The sequence below is a fragment of the Corallococcus sp. AB011P genome (genome assembly GCF_003611605.1).
GTDB classification, from domain to species: Bacteria; Myxococcota; Myxococcia; order Myxococcales; family Myxococcaceae; genus Corallococcus; species Corallococcus coralloides.
Genome location: NZ_RAVX01000005.1, coordinates 143,683 through 162,452 on the forward strand (window position 1 = coordinate 143,683; position 18,770 = coordinate 162,452).

19 protein-coding genes are annotated in these 18,770 nt (G+C 69.1%); 13 read left to right on the forward strand and 6 right to left on the reverse strand.

The window, feature by feature from the left end:
• Positions 1–124: 124 nt before the first annotated feature.
• On the forward strand, positions 125–847 hold the full coding sequence (locus D7X30_RS16400; protein ID WP_120563876.1) for a metallophosphoesterase: 723 nt from the start codon (positions 125–127) through the stop codon (positions 845–847).
• Here D7X30_RS16400 and D7X30_RS16405 read toward each other — a convergent pair.
• Positions 828–1,265 carry a DoxX family protein gene (locus D7X30_RS16405; protein WP_120563877.1) on the reverse strand — a complete coding sequence of 146 codons (438 nt, stop codon included), beginning with the start codon at positions 1,263–1,265 and terminating at the stop codon, positions 828–830. The genes D7X30_RS16400 and D7X30_RS16405 overlap by 20 nt on opposite strands.
• Positions 1,266–1,380: 115 nt before the next feature.
• Between D7X30_RS16405 and D7X30_RS16410 the strand changes: the two genes are divergently transcribed.
• From D7X30_RS16410 to D7X30_RS16430, 5 genes are all read left to right on the forward strand, one after another.
• Positions 1,381–1,746 carry a helix-turn-helix domain-containing protein gene (locus D7X30_RS16410; protein ID WP_233591598.1) on the forward strand — a complete coding sequence of 122 codons (366 nt, stop codon included), beginning with the start codon at positions 1,381–1,383 and terminating at the stop codon, positions 1,744–1,746.
• A gap of 161 nt (positions 1,747–1,907) precedes the next feature.
• Positions 1,908–2,150, forward strand: a complete 243-nt coding sequence (locus D7X30_RS16415; RefSeq protein ID WP_233591599.1) for a hypothetical protein — start codon at positions 1,908–1,910, stop codon at positions 2,148–2,150.
• Between the two features lie 20 nt (positions 2,151–2,170).
• Positions 2,171–2,890 carry a hypothetical protein gene (locus tag D7X30_RS16420; RefSeq protein ID WP_147443221.1) on the forward strand — a complete coding sequence of 240 codons (720 nt, stop codon included), beginning with the start codon at positions 2,171–2,173 and terminating at the stop codon, positions 2,888–2,890.
• A 7-nt stretch (positions 2,891–2,897) separates the two neighbouring features.
• Complete coding sequence (locus D7X30_RS16425) at positions 2,898–3,470, forward strand: tRNA-uridine aminocarboxypropyltransferase (RefSeq protein WP_120563881.1); 573 nt, start codon at positions 2,898–2,900, stop codon at positions 3,468–3,470.
• Positions 3,471–3,492: 22 nt separating this feature from the next.
• Positions 3,493–4,122 carry an HAD hydrolase-like protein gene (locus tag D7X30_RS16430; protein ID WP_120563882.1) on the forward strand — a complete coding sequence of 210 codons (630 nt, stop codon included), beginning with the start codon at positions 3,493–3,495 and terminating at the stop codon, positions 4,120–4,122.
• 10 nt (positions 4,123–4,132) lie between these two features.
• On the opposite strand, the gene D7X30_RS16435 is transcribed toward D7X30_RS16430, so the two are convergent.
• Complete coding sequence (locus tag D7X30_RS16435) at positions 4,133–5,581, reverse strand: M20 family peptidase (protein ID WP_120563883.1); 1,449 nt, start codon at positions 5,579–5,581, stop codon at positions 4,133–4,135.
• A 245-nt stretch (positions 5,582–5,826) separates the two neighbouring features.
• Here D7X30_RS16435 and D7X30_RS16440 point away from each other — a divergent pair, with 245 nt between their 5' ends.
• The 4 genes from D7X30_RS16440 to cml all read left to right on the forward strand — a co-directional run bounded on the left by D7X30_RS16440 (position 5,827) and on the right by cml (position 10,466).
• Positions 5,827–6,777 (forward strand): GNAT family N-acetyltransferase, encoded by a 951-nt coding sequence (locus D7X30_RS16440; protein WP_120563884.1) that lies wholly within the window; start codon positions 5,827–5,829, stop codon positions 6,775–6,777.
• A 161-nt stretch (positions 6,778–6,938) separates the two neighbouring features.
• Positions 6,939–7,985: an acyltransferase gene (locus D7X30_RS16445; protein WP_120563885.1), complete on the forward strand. Its 1,047-nt coding sequence runs from the start codon at positions 6,939–6,941 to the stop codon at positions 7,983–7,985.
• A 70-nt stretch (positions 7,986–8,055) separates the two neighbouring features.
• On the forward strand, positions 8,056–9,042 hold the full coding sequence (locus tag D7X30_RS16450; protein WP_120563886.1) for a GNAT family N-acetyltransferase: 987 nt from the start codon (positions 8,056–8,058) through the stop codon (positions 9,040–9,042).
• A 236-nt stretch (positions 9,043–9,278) separates the two neighbouring features.
• Positions 9,279–10,466, forward strand: a complete 1,188-nt coding sequence (cml, locus tag D7X30_RS16455) for a CmlA/FloR family chloramphenicol efflux MFS transporter (RefSeq protein WP_199724354.1) — start codon at positions 9,279–9,281, stop codon at positions 10,464–10,466.
• Here the strand turns inward: cml and D7X30_RS16460 are convergent.
• Both D7X30_RS16460 and D7X30_RS16465 read right to left on the reverse strand, forming a co-directional pair.
• Positions 10,463–11,344 carry a helix-turn-helix domain-containing protein gene (locus D7X30_RS16460; protein ID WP_120563888.1) on the reverse strand — a complete coding sequence of 294 codons (882 nt, stop codon included), beginning with the start codon at positions 11,342–11,344 and terminating at the stop codon, positions 10,463–10,465. The two genes, cml and D7X30_RS16460, sit on opposite strands and share 4 nt — an antisense overlap.
• Positions 11,345–11,448: 104 nt before the next feature.
• The gene (locus D7X30_RS16465; protein WP_120563889.1) at positions 11,449–12,114 is read right to left on the reverse strand and encodes a hydrolase; all 666 of its coding nucleotides are present in this window, start codon (positions 12,112–12,114) and stop codon (positions 11,449–11,451) included.
• A gap of 152 nt (positions 12,115–12,266) precedes the next feature.
• Here D7X30_RS16465 and D7X30_RS16470 point away from each other — a divergent pair, with 152 nt between their 5' ends.
• Positions 12,267–13,808: a hypothetical protein gene (locus tag D7X30_RS16470; RefSeq protein ID WP_147443222.1), complete on the forward strand. Its 1,542-nt coding sequence runs from the start codon at positions 12,267–12,269 to the stop codon at positions 13,806–13,808.
• Between the two features lie 122 nt (positions 13,809–13,930).
• On the opposite strand, the gene D7X30_RS16475 is transcribed toward D7X30_RS16470, so the two are convergent.
• A complete protein-coding gene (locus tag D7X30_RS16475) occupies positions 13,931–14,938 on the reverse strand; it encodes a GlxA family transcriptional regulator (RefSeq protein WP_120563891.1) in 1,008 nt (335 codons plus the stop codon).
• Between the two features lie 52 nt (positions 14,939–14,990).
• Here D7X30_RS16475 and D7X30_RS16480 point away from each other — a divergent pair, with 52 nt between their 5' ends.
• A complete protein-coding gene (locus D7X30_RS16480; protein ID WP_120563892.1) occupies positions 14,991–15,740 on the forward strand; it encodes an SDR family oxidoreductase in 750 nt (249 codons plus the stop codon).
• 56 nt (positions 15,741–15,796) lie between these two features.
• Here the strand turns inward: D7X30_RS16480 and D7X30_RS16485 are convergent, their stop codons facing one another.
• Positions 15,797–17,737 carry a M61 family metallopeptidase gene (locus tag D7X30_RS16485; RefSeq protein WP_158619279.1) on the reverse strand — a complete coding sequence of 647 codons (1,941 nt, stop codon included), beginning with the start codon at positions 17,735–17,737 and terminating at the stop codon, positions 15,797–15,799.
• A 114-nt stretch (positions 17,738–17,851) separates the two neighbouring features.
• Between D7X30_RS16485 and D7X30_RS16490 the strand changes: the two genes are divergently transcribed.
• Positions 17,852–18,763, forward strand: a complete 912-nt coding sequence (locus D7X30_RS16490) for a LysR substrate-binding domain-containing protein (RefSeq protein ID WP_120563894.1) — start codon at positions 17,852–17,854, stop codon at positions 18,761–18,763.
• Positions 18,764–18,770: the final 7 nt, after the last annotated feature.

Here is an 18,770-nt window from a genome sequence, read left to right on the forward strand (position 1 = left end):
AGCCCCACGGGCAGGCTCCGTCCGGGGGCGCATGCGAATCCTATCGGTTGAAGAGAAGCCCCTTCATGAGTGGTGGTACCTGAACGCGTCGCCGCGCGGAGGCAGCCGTGCGGAGCGGCTCCCCTTGCTCCGCGGACAGGTGGACTCCCTGCCTGGGGACCTGGAGGCGGTCATCGCGCTCTCGGACCTCCAGGGCATGGCGCCGCATGCCTTGCAGGGCGGGGCGGCGGCGCTCCTGGGAGAAGTCGTGGCCGACGAACTGGCGATGATGTGCAAGGCGGGCGACCTCCCTCCCGCGAACCGCACCGGCATCATCCTGGCGGGAGACCTCTTCTCCAACGACACCGCGGACGAACGGGGCGCATCCGGCGACGTGCGGAGCGTCTGGACTGCCTTCGCCAGGTACTTCCGTTGGGTCGTTGGCGTGGCGGGAAATCACGACACCTTCGGCGGTACCCAGGCGCGCGAGCGCTTCTTCCGCCAACCCAGGCAGAAACTGCTGGATGGCGAGGTCATCGCGCCGGACGGACTCCCGGTGGGCGGGGTGAGCTACATCATCGGGCGCCCGGACAAGCTCAACCGGCGCGAGCAGTCCGCCCAGCTGGAACGGATTGAAGCGGTGCTGCTCCAGGACCCGGAGGTGCTGGTCCTCCACGAGGGCCCGGACGTCCCGGGGACGGGGCTGCGCGGCAACGCTGTCATCCGGGAGGCGGTGGAGCCCTGGAGCACGCTCCTCGTCATCTGCGGCCACTGTCATTGGGACGTGCCGCTCGTCACGCTCGCGAGCGGGACCCAGGTCCTCAACGTGGATGCGCGCGCGGTGATTCTCAGGCGTGCCGGGGCTTGATGGGAGCGCGCGTCCGGCGCCCCCAGAAGACAAAGAGCGACAGCGCGACCAGGAAGAAGTTGAAGGGCGTGTTCGCCGCCTCGCCACGAGAGAAGTGGAAGGCGATGGCGCTGGCCTGGAGCAGCGCGCAGCCCAGGGCCGCGAGGACCGTCAGGCCCGGTTTCACCCGCGTGAGCGAGGGCAGGATGACGCCCAGTCCGCCCGCCAGGTCGACCGCGACGATGAAGTACAGGAACGCGGGAGGCACCTGGCCTGCCCACGGAATCATCGCGGCGAGCTCCGGCAGGGGCGTGAGCGCCTTCCAGATGCCCGAGCCGACGAAGGTGACACCCAGCAGCGCCTGGACGACCCACAGGCCCACGTGAAGGGCCTTGGACGGCTTCGCTGAAACGCCAACGGGAGGGGAGAGCGTATCCATACGTGGCTCCATGGTTACTTCCGTGTGCCTGGTTACGGATGATGACCACGTCTCTCTGGCATACCGTGCACAGGCCGGACAAGGAGGCACATTGAAGTCACCAGGGTACGGAAAGATGACCGGGCGCTATGACGACGACTGCGTCGCGACGCGCGAAATCCTGAGCCTCGTCGGGGACAAGTGGAGCGTGATGGTCATCGTCAACCTGGGAGAAGGCCCGGTGCGCTTCAGCGAGCTCAAGCGCGCCATCGAAGGCATCTCCCAGCGCATGCTGACCCTCACGCTGCGCAACCTGGAGCGGGACGGACTGCTGACACGCACCGTGCACCCGACGACGCCGCCGAGCGTGGACTACGCGCTCACGAAGCTGGGGCGCACGCTGCTCGAACCGGTGTCCGTGCTCGCGATGTGGGCGCGGCAGCACCGGCCGGAGATTGAACGCGCCCGCGAGGCCTTCGCACGCACCGCCCGCGCGAAGTGACCGAGACTCCGTGAAAATGATAGATGTCTGGGATGGACGAAGTCCCCGCCGCGCTCTGTCCCAGACATCCTGAAACACTCGCGGAAGGAACCTGCACCCGGTGCGGGACCTTCATCTGTGCCCTCTGTCGCAAGCGCGGGTTGTGTCCTTCCTGCCAGGAATTGAGCAAGCGTGAGAAGCCCTCCGGGCGCGCGGTGCTGGCCCTGGTGTTCGCCACCGTGGGCTTCTGCGGCTTCGCCCCGGGCATCGTCGGACTGGTGCTGGGACAGAAGGAGCTCAACGCCATTGAAGCAGGCCAGGCCCCCGTGTCCGGGCACGAGCCCGCGGTGATCGCACGCAACGTGGGCTGGTTCCACGTGGTGATGTTCTTTCTTCTCCTTCTGGGGCTGTACAACCACCTCTGAGCCGGGGCGGGAGTTCTTCGATGGGTGTGTTGAAGCTGGCATTGGAAGAGGGGGGGCCCCAGAACCTGGAGCTGTTCTGGGGCGAAGGCTGGCGGAACCTGCAGATCGAGCTGAACGATCAGCCGGTGGGCTCGGTGGAGGACCCGCTCCAACTGGAGCATGGGGTGGAGTTCACGCTCCCGGACGGGAACGTGCTGCACGTCCAGCTCGTCCATGTCGTCGCGACGGAGCTGCGGGTGATGCTCAACGGCGTGCCGCTGCCAGACAGCGCGTCGGATCCCATCCCGCAGGCCCGCTCCGCGACGTACATGCTCTACGGGATGGCGGCCTTCACCACGGCGTCCTCGATGGTCCTGTTCGTCGTGGCGAACGACCCGGGGAAGCAGCTTCCGATGACCTTGGCCAACGTCCTGTTCGGAGGCTTCCTGGCCGTCCTGGGCTTCTTCATGTTCAGGCGCTCTCGCGTGGCGCCGCTGGTGGCCATCCTGCTCTTCGCCGTCGACACCCTCACCACGACCTTCGAGAAGATGACGACGCCGGAGGGGCTTGGGCTGTCCGACATGTCGCGGCTCGTCGTCCGCATCTTCATCTTCTCGGTGCTCACCAAGGGCTTCCTGGGCGCGAGGGAGCTGGCGCGGCGCGGGAAGCAGGGCCCGGCCACCGTGCCGCCTGCCGTGGGCCCGGTGGCCGCCAGCCCGGCAACGAGTCCTTCTCTTGGCGCGAGGACCGGCACAGGATGACGGGAGGATGCCTCCCCGCGCTGCCCGTCCACCCCGCTGTACGCGTTGCAACCTGGCGAAACACCTGTGCCTGTGCACGGAGGTTCCCCGGGTGGAGACCCGGACCCGCTTCGTCTTCCTCCAGCACGTGATGGAGGTGTCCAAGCGGAGCAACACTGGAGGCGTGGCCGCGCTCGCCCTCGCGAACGCGAAGCTGCTCATCCACGGCTCGATGGCGGGGACCTTCGACATGGAGGTCCTCTCCGAACCGGGGACCTGGCTGCTCTTTCCAGACGGTCCCACCGCGCCGCCGGACGCGCCTCCTCCCAGGCAGGTGGTGGTGCTGGACGCGAACTGGTCGCAGGCGCGGAGGATGACCCAGCGGCTCCCGGAGCTGCGGGCACTGCCCCGGCTGGTGCTGCCTCCGCCAGAGCCCGGCCTGCTCATGCTTCGCGAACCCTCGCACCCCGCCGGCATGTCCACCCTGGACGCCGTCGCCCGCGCGGTGGCCCTGCTGGAAGGACCGGACGTGGCGGCCCCGCTGGCGCGGCTGGCCGCGCTCCGGGTCCAGCGCATCGCGGACTGCGGGACACTGAACTGAGGCCTGGGAAGAGAACGCACCCATGGGATACCGGCTGATCATCTTCGACTTCGACGGGACGCTCGCGGACAGCGCGGACTGGTTTCGCGGCATCTTCAACGACGTGGCGCGGCGCTACGGCTTTCGCAGCGTCAGCGCGGAGGAATTGGAGTCGCTGCGTGGGCAGGACACCCGGACCATCATCGCGCGGCTCGGCGTGCCCATGTGGAAGATGCCCTTCATCGCCGCCCACATGCGCAAGCTCGTCGCGCGTGACGCGCACCGCATCCCGACCTTCCCGGGCGTGGAGGCGATGCTGGAGCAATTGGAGGCGCGGGGCATCACCCTGGCCGTGGTGAGCTCCAATGCGGAGGAGAACGTGCGGCGCGTGCTGGGGCCGGTGGCGTCCGCGCGCATCCGCCACTACGCCTGCGGCGCGGGCATCTTCGGCAAGCGGTCGAAGTTCCGGAAGGTGCTGAAGGCCGCGGGCGTGCGTCCCGGCGAGGCCCTCTCCGTGGGCGACGAGGTGCGCGACATCGAGGCCGCGGCGGCCGAGGGCATCGCCACCGCCGCGGTGACGTGGGGCTACGCGACGGAGGCGCTGCTGCGCTCACGCGCGCCCACCGTCGTCTTCACCCGCCTCGAAGAGTTGCTGCAAGCCGTCGCGGCGTAGGCGCGCCCTGCTAGCGCGTGGTGTTGCGCAGGTACTGCGCGTAGAAGCGGATGGCGGCGGCGTGCTCCTCCACGGAGAGCCGTTCGTCGCGGCCGTGCATCCGGGTGAGGTCCTCACGGTTCATCCGCACCGGCACGAAGCGGTACACGCTGTCGCTCAAGGGATGGAAGTAGCGCGCGTCGGTGGCCGCCACGGTGAGGAAGGGCGCCACCAGCACGTCCGGGAACACCTGCCGGATGCTGCGCTGCAACTGCCCCCATCCCTCCGTGTCCAGGCTCGACACCGGTGAGGCCTCGTCGCCCTCGGCGGTCAGCTCCACGCGCGTGTCATCCACCACGTCGCGCACGTGGGAGCGCACGTCCTCCAGGCTGTCGCCCGGCAGCAGGCGGACGTTGAGCACCGCGCGCGCCTGCGAGGGCAGCACGTTGGGCTTGGGGCTGCCTTCGAGCATGGTGGCCGCGAAGGTGGTCCGGATGCTGGCGTTCGTGGAGGGCGCCCCGGCCATCTGCCGTTCGATGACGGGCGCGAAGAGCCAGGTGTTGGCGAAGAGCAGGCGCATGCCGAAGTTCATCTCCGGCCCCACGTACTCGAAGAGCGCCCGCGTCCCGCCGCGCAGCTCGGGCTTGAACGGGTTCTCCTCCAGCCGCACGAGCGCCCGGGCAAGCGTGTTCGCGGCCGTCTGTGGGGGCGGCATGGACGCGTGTCCGCCCGCGCTCCGCACCACCAGCTCCACGCGCGCCGAGCCCTTCTCCGCGACGCCCACCAGCGCCACCGGCGCGGCCACGCCAGGCACGAGCCCCACGCCGATGGGGCCGCCCTCGTCCAGCACCGACTCCAAGCCCACGCCCCGCTCACGCAGCAGCGCGGCCACGCGCGCGGCACCGTCATGCCCGCCCACCTCCTCGTCCGCGCCGAACGCGAGCATCACCGTGCGGCGGGGGCGGTATCCCTCGGCGAGCAGGCCCTCCACGGCCTCCAGGATGGCGAGCACGCTGCCCTTGTCGTCCAGCGTCCCGCGCCCGTACACGTAGCCATCCGCCACGACGCCACCGAAGGGCGGGTGGCTCCAGGTGGCCTCCGCCTCCGCGGGCACCACGTCCAGGTGGCCCATCAGCAGCACGGGCCGCAGGGCGGGCTCCGAACCCTTCCATGTATAGAGACGGGCATGCGCGCCCACGGCCTCATGCGCCAGCTCCGCGTGCACGCGGGGAAACCGGGCGACGAACCCGGCGTGCAGCGCCTGGAAGGCGGCGTCCTCCGCGCTCATGCCGTCGGAGGCGGCGATGGTGCGGTGGCGCAGCGCCTCCGCGAGGCGGCCCGCGGCCGCGGCGGCATCCACCGCGAAGGGCTCGGCGGGCTCGGTGGTCACCTGCCGTGAACCGAAGCGCAGCGTGCGGACGACGAGGACGCCCACGAGAAGCAGGACGAGGACCAGCAGGACGAGGAGGACGCGCTTCATCGGTTGGGAGTTCCCGGAGAGGTCGCCGCCGAGCGTAGCAGCAGGCGCGGCGCGCCACTCCCGCCGGCGAACCCGAAGACCGCGACGGCAGGGCGAGGCCCAGGGGCATTGCCGCCCGGATTCCAACATCGGGGATGCCCCGGCGGGGGGGCTCCTGCGCAGGCCTTGAAAGGCTAGCCTGCAACGCGAAAGCCAGTAACAAAATGAAATACATTCGTGATGACACTGGTGGCGGGGGAACAGCCATGCGGATGATGCGAACGAGCGCGGTGCTCGTCCCTGATCAGGGGGCGTCAGCGCTGTCGGAAGACTACTTCCGTTCCGCGCACCATCTGCGAGCAGAGCGGGTGACGCATACGCTGCTCATCGAGGATGGCGGGGGGAACGCGCAGCGGGTGCCGCTCATCGTGCGGCCCATTGAGGGAACGCCCTACCGCGATGCCATCTCCCCGTATGGGTTTCCCGGCGGCGCCCTGGTCGGGCTCCAGGAGGTGTCGAAGGAGGAGGTGGATTGGTCGGGAACGGAGCTCGTCAGCATCTTCGTGCGCGACCGCGTCTCGGGCCCCCGGTGCTTCGCGGGCGGGACGGAGCGCAACGAGGTGTTCTTCATCGATCCGCGCCTGCCGGTGGCCTTCCGGGAGATGCATTACCGGCACATCCGGCGCAACCTCCGGCTGGGCTTCGTGAGCACCGCGTGTGAGGCGCGCGAGGCGTCACGCGAGGACCGGGAGGGATTCCAGGAAGCCTACCGGCAGACCATGGTCCGCGAAGGGGCGAGCTCCCGGTACTTCTTCTCCGATGTCTATTTCGAGGAGCTGTTTTCATCCCCGTACGCCTGGCTGGTGACGACGCACGCACCGCAAGGGGGCGTGGCCTCCGCCGCGCTGTGTGTCAGCAGCGACGGCATGCTGCACTACTACCTGGGCGGAACGGTGGATGCGCATCTGGCGCGCTCGCCGGCGAAGAACGTCTTTGGAACGCTGGCGGAGCTCTGCTCGAGACGCGGCGTCCCGCTCCATCTGGGCGGAGGCATCCGGCCGGGGGACAGCCTCGAGCAATTCAAACGGAGCCTGTCCAACGCGAGCTCCCGCCTCCACACCCATGAGCTGATCTGCGAGCCGACGGTGTATGCCCGCCTGTCGGAAGGCCGCACCGGCAGCGACTTCTTTCCGGCCTACCGCTCGCCCCGGAGTTGAATGGCATGTCGCATTCCCGCCCTCCGCCAGAAGGGCCGGCGCATGCGGAAGACGTGACACATGTCCGCGACCCAAGGTCTCATGGTGAGAGCGACGGAAGACACCTAACGTTGGACGCGCTCCGAGTGCTGATCGGAGAGAGCAGGAAAGGGTGAACCCGGATGACACGCATTCCAGCCGCTCCAGAGGCGAGCCCGCCGCGTCTGGTGGAATTGGATGCGCTCCGGGGATTCGCCGCGCTGGCGGTCGCGCTGTATCACTTCACGGCGGAATACAGCGACCTCTACGGGCACTCGGTTCCCCTCTGGGAGATGCGCTTCGGGAAGTATGGGGTCCAGCTCTTCTTCGCCATCAGCGGCTTCGTCATCCTGATGTCGCTGGAGCGCGTCGAACGGGCCCGGGACTTCGTATGGAGCCGCGCGGCCCGGCTCTATCCGTCCTATTGGACGGCCGTCGCGCTCACCTTCACGGTGGTGACGCTGTTCGGACTGCCGGAGCGCGAATTCAGCCTCCAGACGGCCCTGGTCAACCTGACCATGTTTCATGAGCTCCTCCGCGTCCCGCACGTCGACACCGTGTATTGGACGCTGACCATCGAGCTGTCCTTCTACCTGCTGATGTTCGTGCTCGCGTACGCGCGGGCGCTCCCCAAGGTCATCCCCATCTTCATCGGGCTCGTCGTGCTGCAGACCCTGGCGGAGCTGGCCGCCCAGGCCGTGGGCATGAGCTTCCTGGCGAGACTCGCGAGCCGGCCGCACCTGCAGTACTTCGCGCTGGGCGTGCTGGCCTTCAAGCAGAGCCGCGGCGAGGTCTCCCTGCCGTCCGCGGTGGTGCTCGTGGCCGTCAGCTTCGCGCACGAGGTGCTCGTGGGCAGTGAGGCCCCCGCCCCCGTGTTCCCGGTGGTGCTGGGCCTTTCCTATGCGTTGTCCCGGGGCTGGCTGCGCTGGCTCACCTGGCGCCCGCTGCTCTTCATGGGGTTCATCTCCTATCCGTTCTACCTGGTCCACCAGAACATCGGTTACGTCATCATCCGGCGGCTCGAGGCCGCGGCCTGGCGCCCGGAGGCCGCCATCGCGGTCGCGCTGGGGGCCGGGTTCCTGCTGGCCATCGTCATCACCTATGGGGTCGAGCAGCCCGCGTTGCGAGCCTTCCGGCAGTGGCGGCGGAAAACAGGAGCCCCGGCGGCGATCCCGTCACACCCCGCCTGAGGGCCTCCGCGCCCCGCGCTGAAGCAGGGGGCGGCGGGCCCTGCATCGCTCATGGAAAGGATGCGCTCGAATGAATCACACCGAAGCCTTGCGACTGACGTCTCCAGGCCTGAAACCCTGCCGCGCCACCCTGATTGCTGACGCGGGGAGGTCCGCCGTGTCGGAGGACTACTTCCGCTCCGCGCACCACCTGCGGGCCGAAGGCGCGACCCATACCCTGCTCATCGAGGACGGCGAGGGGAACGCGCAGCGCGTGCCGCTCATCGTGCGGTCCATTGAAGGAACGCCCTACCAGGACGCCATCTCTCCGTATGGCTTTCCCGGCGGGCGGCTGGATGGATTGAGCGGGGTCTCGAAGGACGCCGTGGACTGGACCGGCATCGGGCTCGTGAGCCTCTTCGTGCGCGACCGTGTCTCGGGGCCCCGGTGCTTCGCGGGCGGGACGGAGCGCAACGAGGTGTTCCTCATCGACTCCCGGCGCCCCATCGAGTTCCAGGCGGAAGCCCGCCGGCAGATGCGGCGCAACAACCGGCTGGGCTATGTGAGCAGCTGTGGTCCGGTGCGCGAGGTCTCGCACGAGGATCGCGAGGGTTTCAAGGAGGTCTACCGGCAGACCATGGTCCGCGACGAAGCGCACGCCCGGTATTTCTTCTCGGATGCGTACTTCGAGGACTTGTTCGCCTCTTCCGTGGCCTGGCTCGTGACGACGCGTGCACCGGACGGCCGCATCGCCTCTTCAGGGGTGGCGGTCGCCAGCGACGGCGTGCTGCACTACTACCTGGGCGGGACGGCGGATGCGCACCTGTCGCGCTCTCCGGCCAAGAACACCATCTTCGAGGCCATGGTGGAGCTCAGCATCCGCCTGGGACTGCCGTTGCACCTGGGCGGCGGCGTGCGGCCAGGGGACGGCCTCGAGCAGTTCAAGCGGAGCTTCTCGAACACCAGCTCCCGCCTCCACACCCACGAGGTCATCTGCGAGCCCTCGGTGTACGCGCGCCTCTCGGCGGGCCACGGCAACACGGGCTTCTTCCCGGCGTATCGCGCGCCGAGGAGCTGAACAGGGGCGGGCCGGCCCTCCGGTCTTCGCGCACCCTGTCAGGACCGGCCCGGTGTCTTCGTCCCGCCCGGAACCCGATGCACCCAGGAGCCCGCCGGATGGCAGACGCCAGTTCCGCAGATGAGTGAGCCGCGGCGACACGTCCACCGTTGCCGCGGCCCTCTGCCCCAGTTCATCCCGGTCCCCGTGGAGAGGCAGATCGCCGCCAGATGATCCTCATTTGCGCGGATGCCTTCATGTCTGACCCGAAAGTCCTGTCGTGGAATCACACCGTGCCAGCAGCGCTGTTGCTGATGGCCCCCTTCGACCTCCTGGCCTCGCTGGCCATGGACATCTACCTCCCCGTGGTTCCGGCCATGACCGGAGCCCTCGGCACCTCCCCCTCCATCATCCAACTCACGCTGAGCCTCTACATGGTCATGCTCGGGGCCGGGCAACTGGTGTTCGGTCCGCTCTCGGACCGCATCGGCCGGCGCAGGGTATTGCTGGGGGGCGCGTGGGTGTTCGCGACCACCTCCTTCCTGCTCGCGAGCACCACCGATGCCGCGATGTTCGTCGGGCTCCGGCTCCTGCAAGCCGTGGGGGCCTCCGCGGCGCTCGTCGCGACGTTCGCCACCGTCCGGGACGTCTATGCGGAGCGGCCCGAAGGCGCGGTCATCTACAGCCTGTTCAGCGCCATGCTGGCCTTCGTCCCGGCACTGGGCCCCATCGCCGGGGCCCTGCTCGCGCGGCACTTCGGATGGCGGGCCATCTTCGTCACGCTCGGAGTCCTGGCGACGGCGGCGCTGCTCCAGGCTTTGTCACGGTGGCCTGAAACACGTCCCTCCGGCGTGGCTCGGCAGGGTGTGTCCGTCCAGCGCATCCTGCGCGGCGGCGCGTTCTGGACGTACACGCTGGGCTTCAGCGCGGCGATGGGCTCCTTCTTCGTGTTCTTCTCCACGGCGCCCCGGGTGCTCATGGGACGGGCCGGCTTCTCGGAGCTTGGCTTCAGCCTGGTCTTCGCCACCGCCGCGCTGGCCATGATGGTGACGACGCGCTTCGCGAAGCACCTCGTGGCCCGCTGGGGGCTGGCGGGAAGCCTTGCCCGCGGCATGCTCCTGTTGCTGCTGGGCGCGGTGTTGCTCACCGCCGGGCAGCTCCTCACGGCGCCGTCCTTCTGGACGTTCGTCGTGCCCATGTGGGTCATCGCCGCGGGCATCGTTTTCGCCGTCTCCGTCACCGCCAATGGCGCGCTCCAGGCCTTTGGCGCCGTGGCGGGGACCGCGGTCGCGCTCTACTTCTGCATCCAGAGCCTCATTGTCGGCGTCGTGGGGACCCTGATGGTCGTCCTGCTCGACGGCGACACCGCGTGGCCCCTGGTGGGGTACGCCTCGCTCATGGCGGGGGTGACGTTGGGCTGCCTGGCAGCCTTCAAGCGCCCTTAGCCCCTCCGGTCCCGGCGCCACCTCGCGGGGGTGGTGCCGTGGGCTTTCCGGAAGGCCTTGCCGAAGTGCACCGCGTCGGCGAAGCCCGTCGCTTCGGCGACCTGCTCCAGCGACGCGGGCGTGGTCAGCATCATCGCCTGCGCGCGCTCGAGGCGGGCGCGCAGTTGCCATTGATAGGGCGCCACGCCGGTGGAGGCCTTGAAGGCGCGGCTGAAGTGCGCCTGCGACAGGTCCACCAGCGCCGCCAGCTCCGACAGCTCGACCCGGCCGGGCAGGCGCGACTCCATGAAGTCGAGCACCCGCCGGAGCTGCCACGGCGCCAGCCCCTGGCGCTTCGAGGGGCGTTCCGCACGACGCGACCCCAGCGTGGCGAAGAGGGCGGCGGTCAACCCATCGCCGTAGAGCTGCGTGGAGGGATCGTCGTCATCCACCACCTCGGCGAGCAGCCGCATCAAGGTCCAGAGGCGGTCATCCGAGAAGCGCAGCCTGGGCGCACCCAGCTCGGTGGGGCTCAGCGGTTGGCCCAGGCGCTCGCCCAGGTCCTTCAGGTCGAACGTGAGCACGGCGTCGCGCACCAGGCGCGAATCGTCGCTGTAGCCCCACAGCGGCATGCCGGCGGGCATGAGGTTCAGCTGCCGGGGGACGTAGCCGATGGGGCAGGGCCGGCCTTCGCGCAGGCGCGGCTCGCAGGGCGACCCGACCTCCTCCAGCAACGCGCTCAGGCGCGTATGGCTTTCCAGGCACAGGGGCGTTTCGGCGGGCCCCGAACAGCGGGTGGCATTCACATCCACGCTGATGCCATTCCATTTCCTCCGGGTGACGGAGATGTCCACCACGTTCTCCGGCAGCGGGCTCAGCCGTTCCGCGCGCGTCTCCACGGCATCGTCCTCCCATTCCCCAGGCGGCGGGGAGTCACTTCCCGGGAGGACGATGTCAGCAGTCCGGAGGCGAGTCATCCCCTGGTCGGGGGCCCGCCGTGCCTTCAGACGCCCTTTCCGGCCCGGCCCGCTAGCAGCTGCAGCTCCCAGGCGAAGGCCACTGCGCTGCCTCCGCCGTGCTCGGACAACACGCCGGCGAGCCCGGTGGCGCTGTCCTCGCGGGCCCAGTCGCGCTGCCATTCGGCGACCACCGCCATCCAGGTGATGGGCGTCACGCCCGCCATCTGCATGCGGCGCACCGCCATCTCATGCGCTTCGCGGCTGACGCCTCCGGAGGCGTCAGTGACGGCGTAGACGTCATAGCCTTCGCCCGCCGCCTGGATGGCGGGCATGGCCAGACAGATTTCGGTCCACAGCGCGGCGATGATCAGCTTCTTGCGGTCCGTCTTCTTCACCGCGTCCACCACGCGGCTGTCCTCCCAGGTGTTGATGAAGGTCCGGTCGATGGGCTTCTGCTCGGGGAACACGTCCTGCAGGCCCTTGACCAGGTAGCCGCCGCGCTCCTCGATGACGGTGGTGAGGATGGTGGGCACCTTGTAGACCCGGGCCGCCTTGGCCAGGCCGATGACGTTGTTGAGCACCATCGTCGGCTCATGGCTGTGCAGGTTGGCGAACTGGTAGGGCTGATGGTCGATCAGCACCAGCACGGAGTTCTGGGGCGTCAGCAGGGCTTCGAGCCCGCGGTGGGAGGGCGCTGGGGACGTGCTCATGGTCTGGAGACTCCTGGGGGAAACAGTGGGGAGGGGGATTGAGCCCGAAGCAGGAGGCGGACACACGGTCCGGACCTGCGGCGTCTGGTCCGTTCCTGCTCCAGAATCAGGATGGCCAATACATTCCCGGTGCATGCGTTTGCATTTCACCCATGCGCCACCCTGTCCGGATGCTCCTGCTGACCTGTCTCTGTGTCCTGGTCGCCTGCAAGCCTCGCGATCCCTGGATCACACCCACCCCCATTCCTCCCGGGTATGACTTTCCAGGCAACCGGGATGAAATCCAGCAGTGGGCGGATGCGTGGAACACCGCCCGCATCGCGACCAAGGCCTGGAACCTCTGGGCGGGTCTGCATGCCGATTCCGGACAGGCCTACCCGGGAACGGGGCTCCCCATGCCAGTGTGGGACACCTGGAGCGGCGAGGAGCTCTTCCCGGCCCCGGGCGCGTCAATGCCAGACGTGTCGCGGCGCAAGGCCACCCATGGTTTCCACGGCCCCCGCCAGTTCCACCACCCCGCGGGTTCGGGCCCGGTCGTCACCCCGACCGACCAACTCGTCTCCTTCAACAAGTTCAATCCGGAGATGGCCGCGTACCTGACGCAGGGCCATCCGGCCGTGCCGGGGGGCCCGTCGTACTTCTACAACCGGTTCACCAGCCTGGCCGACCTCAACAGCCAGTGGCCGGCGAATACACCCACCGCGCAGCGGACGGTGCAGCAGGCGCCGTACACCGCGCCCTCCGCGGGGAACCGGGGCTCGGCGGCCATGGAGCTCAAGCCCGTGCTGTACCTGGTGAAGAAGCGCAAGCCCACGCCGGTGCCCGTGTGGAGGGGCTTCGCGGGCAGCCTCGACTCCGGGACCACCTGCACGCCCGAGCAACAAGAGGCGGACAAGTGCCATCCCACGCCCTCTCTGTGGCTGACGTGCGCCATCGTGGACCCCACGGCGCCAGCGGGTGCTCCCATCACGGAGGCCACCGCCGAGCAGATCCAGGGCGTGGCGCCCCTCATCGCCCAGGCGAACAGCGCCCATCCCGGGTCCGCGATCCTCAACTGCCAGCACTACCTGCACACGCCGCTCTCCGCCATCTACTCCTTCCAGATGAACGCCGACGAGGCCCAGGCGTTCAACAACACCAACATCGAAGGGCTCCAGGCGGAAGCGGGCGACTACGCCGTCCTCACGGCGATGCACGTCAACACCAAGGAGCTCATCAACTGGACGTGGCAGACCTTCTGGTGGCAGCCCGGCAGCGACGCGCCGGATGACTTTCCCGGGAGCAAGAAGGGGATGACGGACAAGGTCACGGGGGCGGGGCGCAACTACGCGATGTGCACCGCCTACAACCAGACGCAGGGCAAGGGGAGCAGCAAGATGGCTGTCTGCTTCAATCCCTACCTGGAGACCTCACCGAACATCCCCGTGGGCGTCCAGAGCAACTGCATGACGTGCCATGGCACCGCGGCCGTGGCCAGCGCCTTCGCGAACACCGCCAGCAGTCCGCCCGCGACGTGGGTGCTCCAGACGCCCTCGTATCCATGTGACTACAAGGCGCCCATCGACTTCGCCACGTACCCATGGTTCGCGGGCTTCACGACCACGGACTTCTCCTGGGCCATTCCGGCGGATCCCCAGCCGCTCCCCCAGAACCCGAACAACCTTCCGTCCCCAGCGACGTTGAACTGTCCTTGACGGAGGAGCACGGGGGCAGAGCGACTGACGCAGCAGGGCTTCCACCGCGGCCTTACGGTGGGGGCTCCGCCTCAGGCGTGTGCCGTCGCGCAGCACCACGGGACGCGGGGTGAGCGCGGCGCTCAGGTCGCGAACCGCTTCCGGTAGTCGCTCGGCGAAACGGCGAGGTTGCGCTGGAAGGTCACCCGCATCCGCTCTTCGCTGCCGAAGCCGCACATCCGGGCGATCTGATCGATGTTGCGCTTCGACTCCTCCAGCAACCCCCTGGCCCGCTCCAGCCTCAGGACCTCCACCGCCTTCGCGGGGGTCCGGCCGGTCTTCTGTTTGTAGACGCGCGCGAAGTTCCGGGGACTCATCCGGGCCTGCCGGGCCAGCATTTCAACGGTGAGGTCGTCACGGCCCAGGTTGTCCGCGAGCCACAGGTGCAGCGCATCGAAGTCGGCGGTGTCCTGGGTCTGGGATTGCAGCAGCTCGCTGAACTGGGATTGGCCGCCCGGCCGCTTCAGGAAGACGACCAGCTCCCGCGCCACCTTCATGGAGATGTCATGTCCATGGTCCGCCTCCACCAGCGCGAGCGCCAGGTCGATGCCCGCGCTGACTCCCGCGGAGGTCCACACCGGATCCTCCCGGACGAAGATCGCGTCGCGGTCGAGCGTGAGGGAAGGGAAGCGCTCACAAAGGCGGTCTCCCATGGCCCAATGGGTCGCCGCGCGCTTGCCGTGAAGCAGCCCGGCCTGCGCCAGCAGGAAGGTGCCGCTGCACACCGACGCGGTCCTGCGGGCCGCTGCCGCCTGTTTCCTCAGCCATTCAATCAGGCGCCCTGACCGGGCCAGCACCTGCTCGATGTCCGGCGAGCCCGGAACGACGAGGGTGTCGACCGGCACGTCCCTGAACGCGGCGAGCGGCGACGTCTGCAACGCGACGCCTTCCGCTGACTGCACGAGCCCACCTTCCAGGCTCACGGTGTGGCGGACGTACCCCGGCCATCCACGCTCGGCCAGGGCCTTGGACGCGGCCCAGAACACCGTCTGGGGGCCCGTCATGTCCAGCAGCCCCATGTCCGGAAAGGCGACGAAGAGCACGGTGCGCGGCCGGCGGGAGGTTGGCGGAAAACCAGGGGTAGATGGCATGGCGGCCAACACCTTTCACCCATACGTTGCTGGCGTCAACCGAAAGGCAAACATGAAGATCGTGGTCATTGGGGGCACCGGCCTCATCGGAACGAAGCTGGCGAAGCGGCTGCGCGAACAGGGCCATGAGGTGGTGGCGGCGGCCCCCAGCATGGGGGTCAACACGCTCACGGGCGAGGGCCTGGCGGAGGCGCTCACGGGCGCGCGGGTGGTGGTGGATGTGGCCAACTCACCGTCGTTCGAGGACTCCGCCGTGCTGTCGTTCTTCGAGACCTCGGGGCGCAATCTCCTGGCGGCGGAGGCGAAGGCCGGCGTGGAGCACCACGTCGCGTTGTCCGTGGTCGGCACCGAGCGGCTGCTGGGCAGCGGCTACTTCCGCGCCAAGATGGCCCAGGAGAAGCTCATCCAGGCTGGCGGGATTCCGTACACGCTGGTGCGCGCGACGCAGTTCTTCGAGTTCATGGGCAGCATCGCGCAGGCGGGAACGGACGGGGAGGCGGTGCGCCTTTCCACTGCGCTCATGCAGCCCATGGCGGCGGAGGATGTGGCGGACGCCGTGGCCGAAGCGGCGCTGGGCAAGCCCGTCCAGGGCATCGTCGAGGTGGCCGGACCGGAGCGTCTGCGCCTGGTGGACGCGGTGCAGCTCTTCCTGCGCGCCAGGCAGGACGGGCGCAAGGTCATCCCGGATGCCCGCGCGCGCTACTTCGGCGTGGAACTGGAGGACAGCTCGCTCACGCCGAGCGGCACCCCTCGCATCGGGAAGACGCGGTTCGAGGAGTGGCTCGGCCGTCCCGGGGCCTGACCGCGCGCCTCCACGGCGCGCGCGTGGAGGCGCCTGAGGTCATGGGCCTTCCGGAGTCAGTCTCGCGGCGCCAGGATTTCATCCAGGAGCGCCGGTGTGCCCTCGACCCGCCGCAGCCGGGGGTAGCGCAAGCCCCCATGCCAGGGAATGAGGGCGGAACGCGTGGCCGTGCCCTGGCGCCAGGAGAGCCGCAAGGGCTCCTGGTGCGCGGTGGCCTTGACGGCGTCCTTCAGCCGTTGCGCGTCGTAGGGGCTCCCGTTCACGGCCGTCACCACCGCGCCGGGCAGCAGGCCCACCTCGAAGGCCGGCCTCTCCCACTCCACCCGGAGCACCTTTCCGTCCTTCGCGAGCGTCACGCCGAGGGAGTCGCTGAGGTCCACGTTCCCGCTCGCCGCTTCGGCGCGCCGGATGGCGCCCGTGGGTTGCTCGCTCCAGGTGAGCGCGTAGCCGCCTCGGGTGATTCCCCCCAGGGGCGGGGCGTCGTGCGTCTCTTCAATCCGGGAGCGGAAGAAGCCTGCCCAGTCATGGGGGAGGATGTCATTGAGCGTGGTGACGATGTCTTCCAGCGTGTACGTCATGGTCACCTGGCTGCCCGGGCGCACGCCGAAGAACGCGCGAGCGAAGTCATCCAGCGACTTGCGGCCGCCACTGCGCTCCCGGATCAGCGTGTCGGCCTCCAGCCAGATCAACTGGCCCTCGGAGTAGGCATCGAACATGTCGCGCTGCCAGCCCTTCCAGGAGAGCGCCTTGCGGCGCTGCACGATGGCGTCGTTCGTCACGTCCCGGAGCGGGCGCCAGCGCCGGCCGGGGCGGCTGGCCATGGCCGCCGCGGTCGCGGCCAGATCATCGAGCGCGTCCTCCCGCGTCCACAGACCCGCCCGGGTGGTGAGCACGTCCTGCCAGTAATAGGTCAATCCCTCGAACACCCAGAGCAGAGAATCGCGCTCCGGCGTGTTGAAGTCCGGCGTCCACATCTCCGCGGGGCGGCGGAACAGGCCGTTCCACGAATGGACGAACCCATGCGCCAGCCGGCCCCGGTGCTCGGGCCGGTCCGTCCAGGTCGTGAAGAAGTCGGCGGGCAGGGCGTTCTCGCCCGAGCGGAGGTGTTCGAAGTAGCTGGGGCCGAAGCCGTCCGCCAGCCAGACCATCAGGTCGTAATGGTCATAGTGCCGTGAGCCGAAGAGCCGGTAGGCCTGCTGCACCAGTGACTGGTAGCCCTGGACGAATCCGGGAGGCGGTTCGAGGTTCGCGGCGTCGTCGGCGACGATGTTCACGTGGACCGGGACGGGGTCCTCGCTCAACAGGATGCGCTTGAAGGCGCGGCCGGCAATCACAGGCGAGTCGACCAGCGTGTCCAGCGTCACCGGCTGGAAGCGGACCTCATCGCCATCCCGTTGGGCCACGGTCAGCGGCGAGGCGAACTCCCAGGCGGGCGGCAGCTTCACGCTGGCTGCATAGGTGATGCGCCGGGCGTAATGGCCCGCGGGATACAGCACCAGGTTGTGCCATTGCAGATCCATCATCGTGGACGTGGCCACCACCGGGCCCACGCGCGGCTCCGTGGCGCCAAGGAACTGGAAGTGCACGTCGATGGACGTCACGTCGGCGGGGATGTCGATGTGGAAGGCCGCGACCTGGACGGCGTCGCGGGTCCACGCAATGACTCTCTTCCCGGCCTGGACCTTCAGCCCCGCGAGTCCGTCCAGCTGCCCGGTGGGCCCATGGTCCCCTGGGAGCCACTGCGGAAAGAACAGCGTCAACCGCCTTCCAGGCGTGACCGGGAGGGTCTCCGTGACGCGGAAGAGGCCGCGCGCCGTGTCGGTGGCATCGACGCGCAGCCGGATGGTGCCGGGGAAGGGCGTGTCTCGCGGCGCCTCGATGGGCGGAGGCATGGGCGCGGGTTGGGGCAGCGGCCTGGACTGGGAGGCGGAGGGGGCCTGCGCGTGCGCCACCGCCGAAACCAGCCAGACGGCCATCGTGGCGACAACGAAGGGCATGACCCTGACGCTTCGAGGATGGGCGGGAGAGGCCGGCATGACCGGCGTCGTACCCCGGACCCGCCTTGCCGAAAAATCCGAAGTCTGGAAGCGTGGGTTCGAGGAAATCGAACGATGCTCCCCCGGATCAACCTGGACATGGATGTCCTGCGGACGTTCGTGACGGCCTTCGAGCTGGGCAGCTTCGCCCGGGCCGCCGCACGGGTGGGCCGTTCGCCGTCAGCGGTGAGCTCCCAGCTGCGCAAGCTGGAGGAGCAGGTGGGCCGCGCGCTGGTCGAACGCTCCGGAAGAGGCCTGGTCCTGACCGAGGCGGGGGAGGTGCTGCTGGGCCACGCACGGCGGATCCTCGAATTGAATGATCAGACCGTGGCCAGCCTGCGGGGCAGCGAGTTGGAGGGCGAGGTCCGTCTGGGATTGCCGCAGGACTTCGCTGAGACCTGGCTGCCCCGGGTGCTCAGCACCTTCGCGCGCGCGCATCCGGCGGTGCGCATCGAGGTGCGCACCGAGCGCAACGCCCACCTCGTCAACCACGTCATGACCGGCAAGCTGGACCTCGCGCTCGCCTGGAGCAGTGGGGCGCGGGGATGCAGTGAGCGCGTCGCCGAGCTGCCGCTCGTGTGGATTGGCCCGCCTGACTGGCAGGGCACGGGGAGTCGCGGCCAGCCGCTGCCGCTCATCGCCTTCGAAGCGCCATGCATCTTCCGGGAGGCCTGCACGACCGCCTTGGACCGGAAGGGGCTCGCCTGGAGGATCGCGTTCGCGAGCCCGAGCCTCGCGGGCCTCTGGGCGGCGGCCGAGGCGGGGCTGGGAGTGACGCTGCGGACGGCCTTCGGCCTGCCGAAGACGCTGGCCGTGCTGGAGCCCGGCGCCTCGGGCTTGCCCGCGCTCGGGAGCATTCCGGTGTACCTGCTCAGGGCCGAACGGGAGCCGAGCGAGACCGTGGCCCAACTGGCGGGCATCCTGCGCGAAGCGCTCGCGCAAGAGCTGACGACACCCCGGCGGTCACGGCCGCGCGGCGCGGGCTGACGCCCAT

Bases quoted from the DNA above. Each gene is read 5' to 3' on its own strand.
- D7X30_RS16465 (WP_120563889.1), bottom strand. From the start codon at position 12,114: ATGAGCACGTCCCCAGCGCCCTCCCACCGCGGGCTCGAAGCCCTGCTG.
- D7X30_RS16420 (WP_147443221.1), top strand. From the start codon at position 2,171: ATGGGTGTGTTGAAGCTGGCATTGGAAGAGGGGGGGCCCCAGAACCTG.
- D7X30_RS16430 (WP_120563882.1), top strand. From the start codon at position 3,493: ATGGGATACCGGCTGATCATCTTCGACTTCGACGGGACGCTCGCGGAC.
- D7X30_RS16440 (WP_120563884.1), top strand. From the start codon at position 5,827: ATGCGGATGATGCGAACGAGCGCGGTGCTCGTCCCTGATCAGGGGGCG.
- D7X30_RS16435 (WP_120563883.1), bottom strand. From the start codon at position 5,581: ATGAAGCGCGTCCTCCTCGTCCTGCTGGTCCTCGTCCTGCTTCTCGTG.
- D7X30_RS16490 (WP_120563894.1), top strand. From the start codon at position 17,852: ATGCTCCCCCGGATCAACCTGGACATGGATGTCCTGCGGACGTTCGTG.
- D7X30_RS16480 (WP_120563892.1), top strand. From the start codon at position 14,991: ATGAAGATCGTGGTCATTGGGGGCACCGGCCTCATCGGAACGAAGCTG.
- D7X30_RS16425 (WP_120563881.1), top strand. From the start codon at position 2,898: ATGCCTCCCCGCGCTGCCCGTCCACCCCGCTGTACGCGTTGCAACCTG.
- D7X30_RS16445 (WP_120563885.1), top strand. From the start codon at position 6,939: ATGACACGCATTCCAGCCGCTCCAGAGGCGAGCCCGCCGCGTCTGGTG.
- D7X30_RS16470 (WP_147443222.1), top strand. From the start codon at position 12,267: ATGCGCCACCCTGTCCGGATGCTCCTGCTGACCTGTCTCTGTGTCCTG.
- D7X30_RS16410 (WP_233591598.1), top strand. From the start codon at position 1,381: ATGACCGGGCGCTATGACGACGACTGCGTCGCGACGCGCGAAATCCTG.
- cml (WP_199724354.1), top strand. From the start codon at position 9,279: ATGTCTGACCCGAAAGTCCTGTCGTGGAATCACACCGTGCCAGCAGCG.
- D7X30_RS16450 (WP_120563886.1), top strand. From the start codon at position 8,056: ATGAATCACACCGAAGCCTTGCGACTGACGTCTCCAGGCCTGAAACCC.
- D7X30_RS16405 (WP_120563877.1), bottom strand. From the start codon at position 1,265: ATGGATACGCTCTCCCCTCCCGTTGGCGTTTCAGCGAAGCCGTCCAAG.
- D7X30_RS16485 (WP_158619279.1), bottom strand. From the start codon at position 17,737: ATGCCCTTCGTTGTCGCCACGATGGCCGTCTGGCTGGTTTCGGCGGTG.
- D7X30_RS16475 (WP_120563891.1), bottom strand. From the start codon at position 14,938: ATGCCATCTACCCCTGGTTTTCCGCCAACCTCCCGCCGGCCGCGCACC.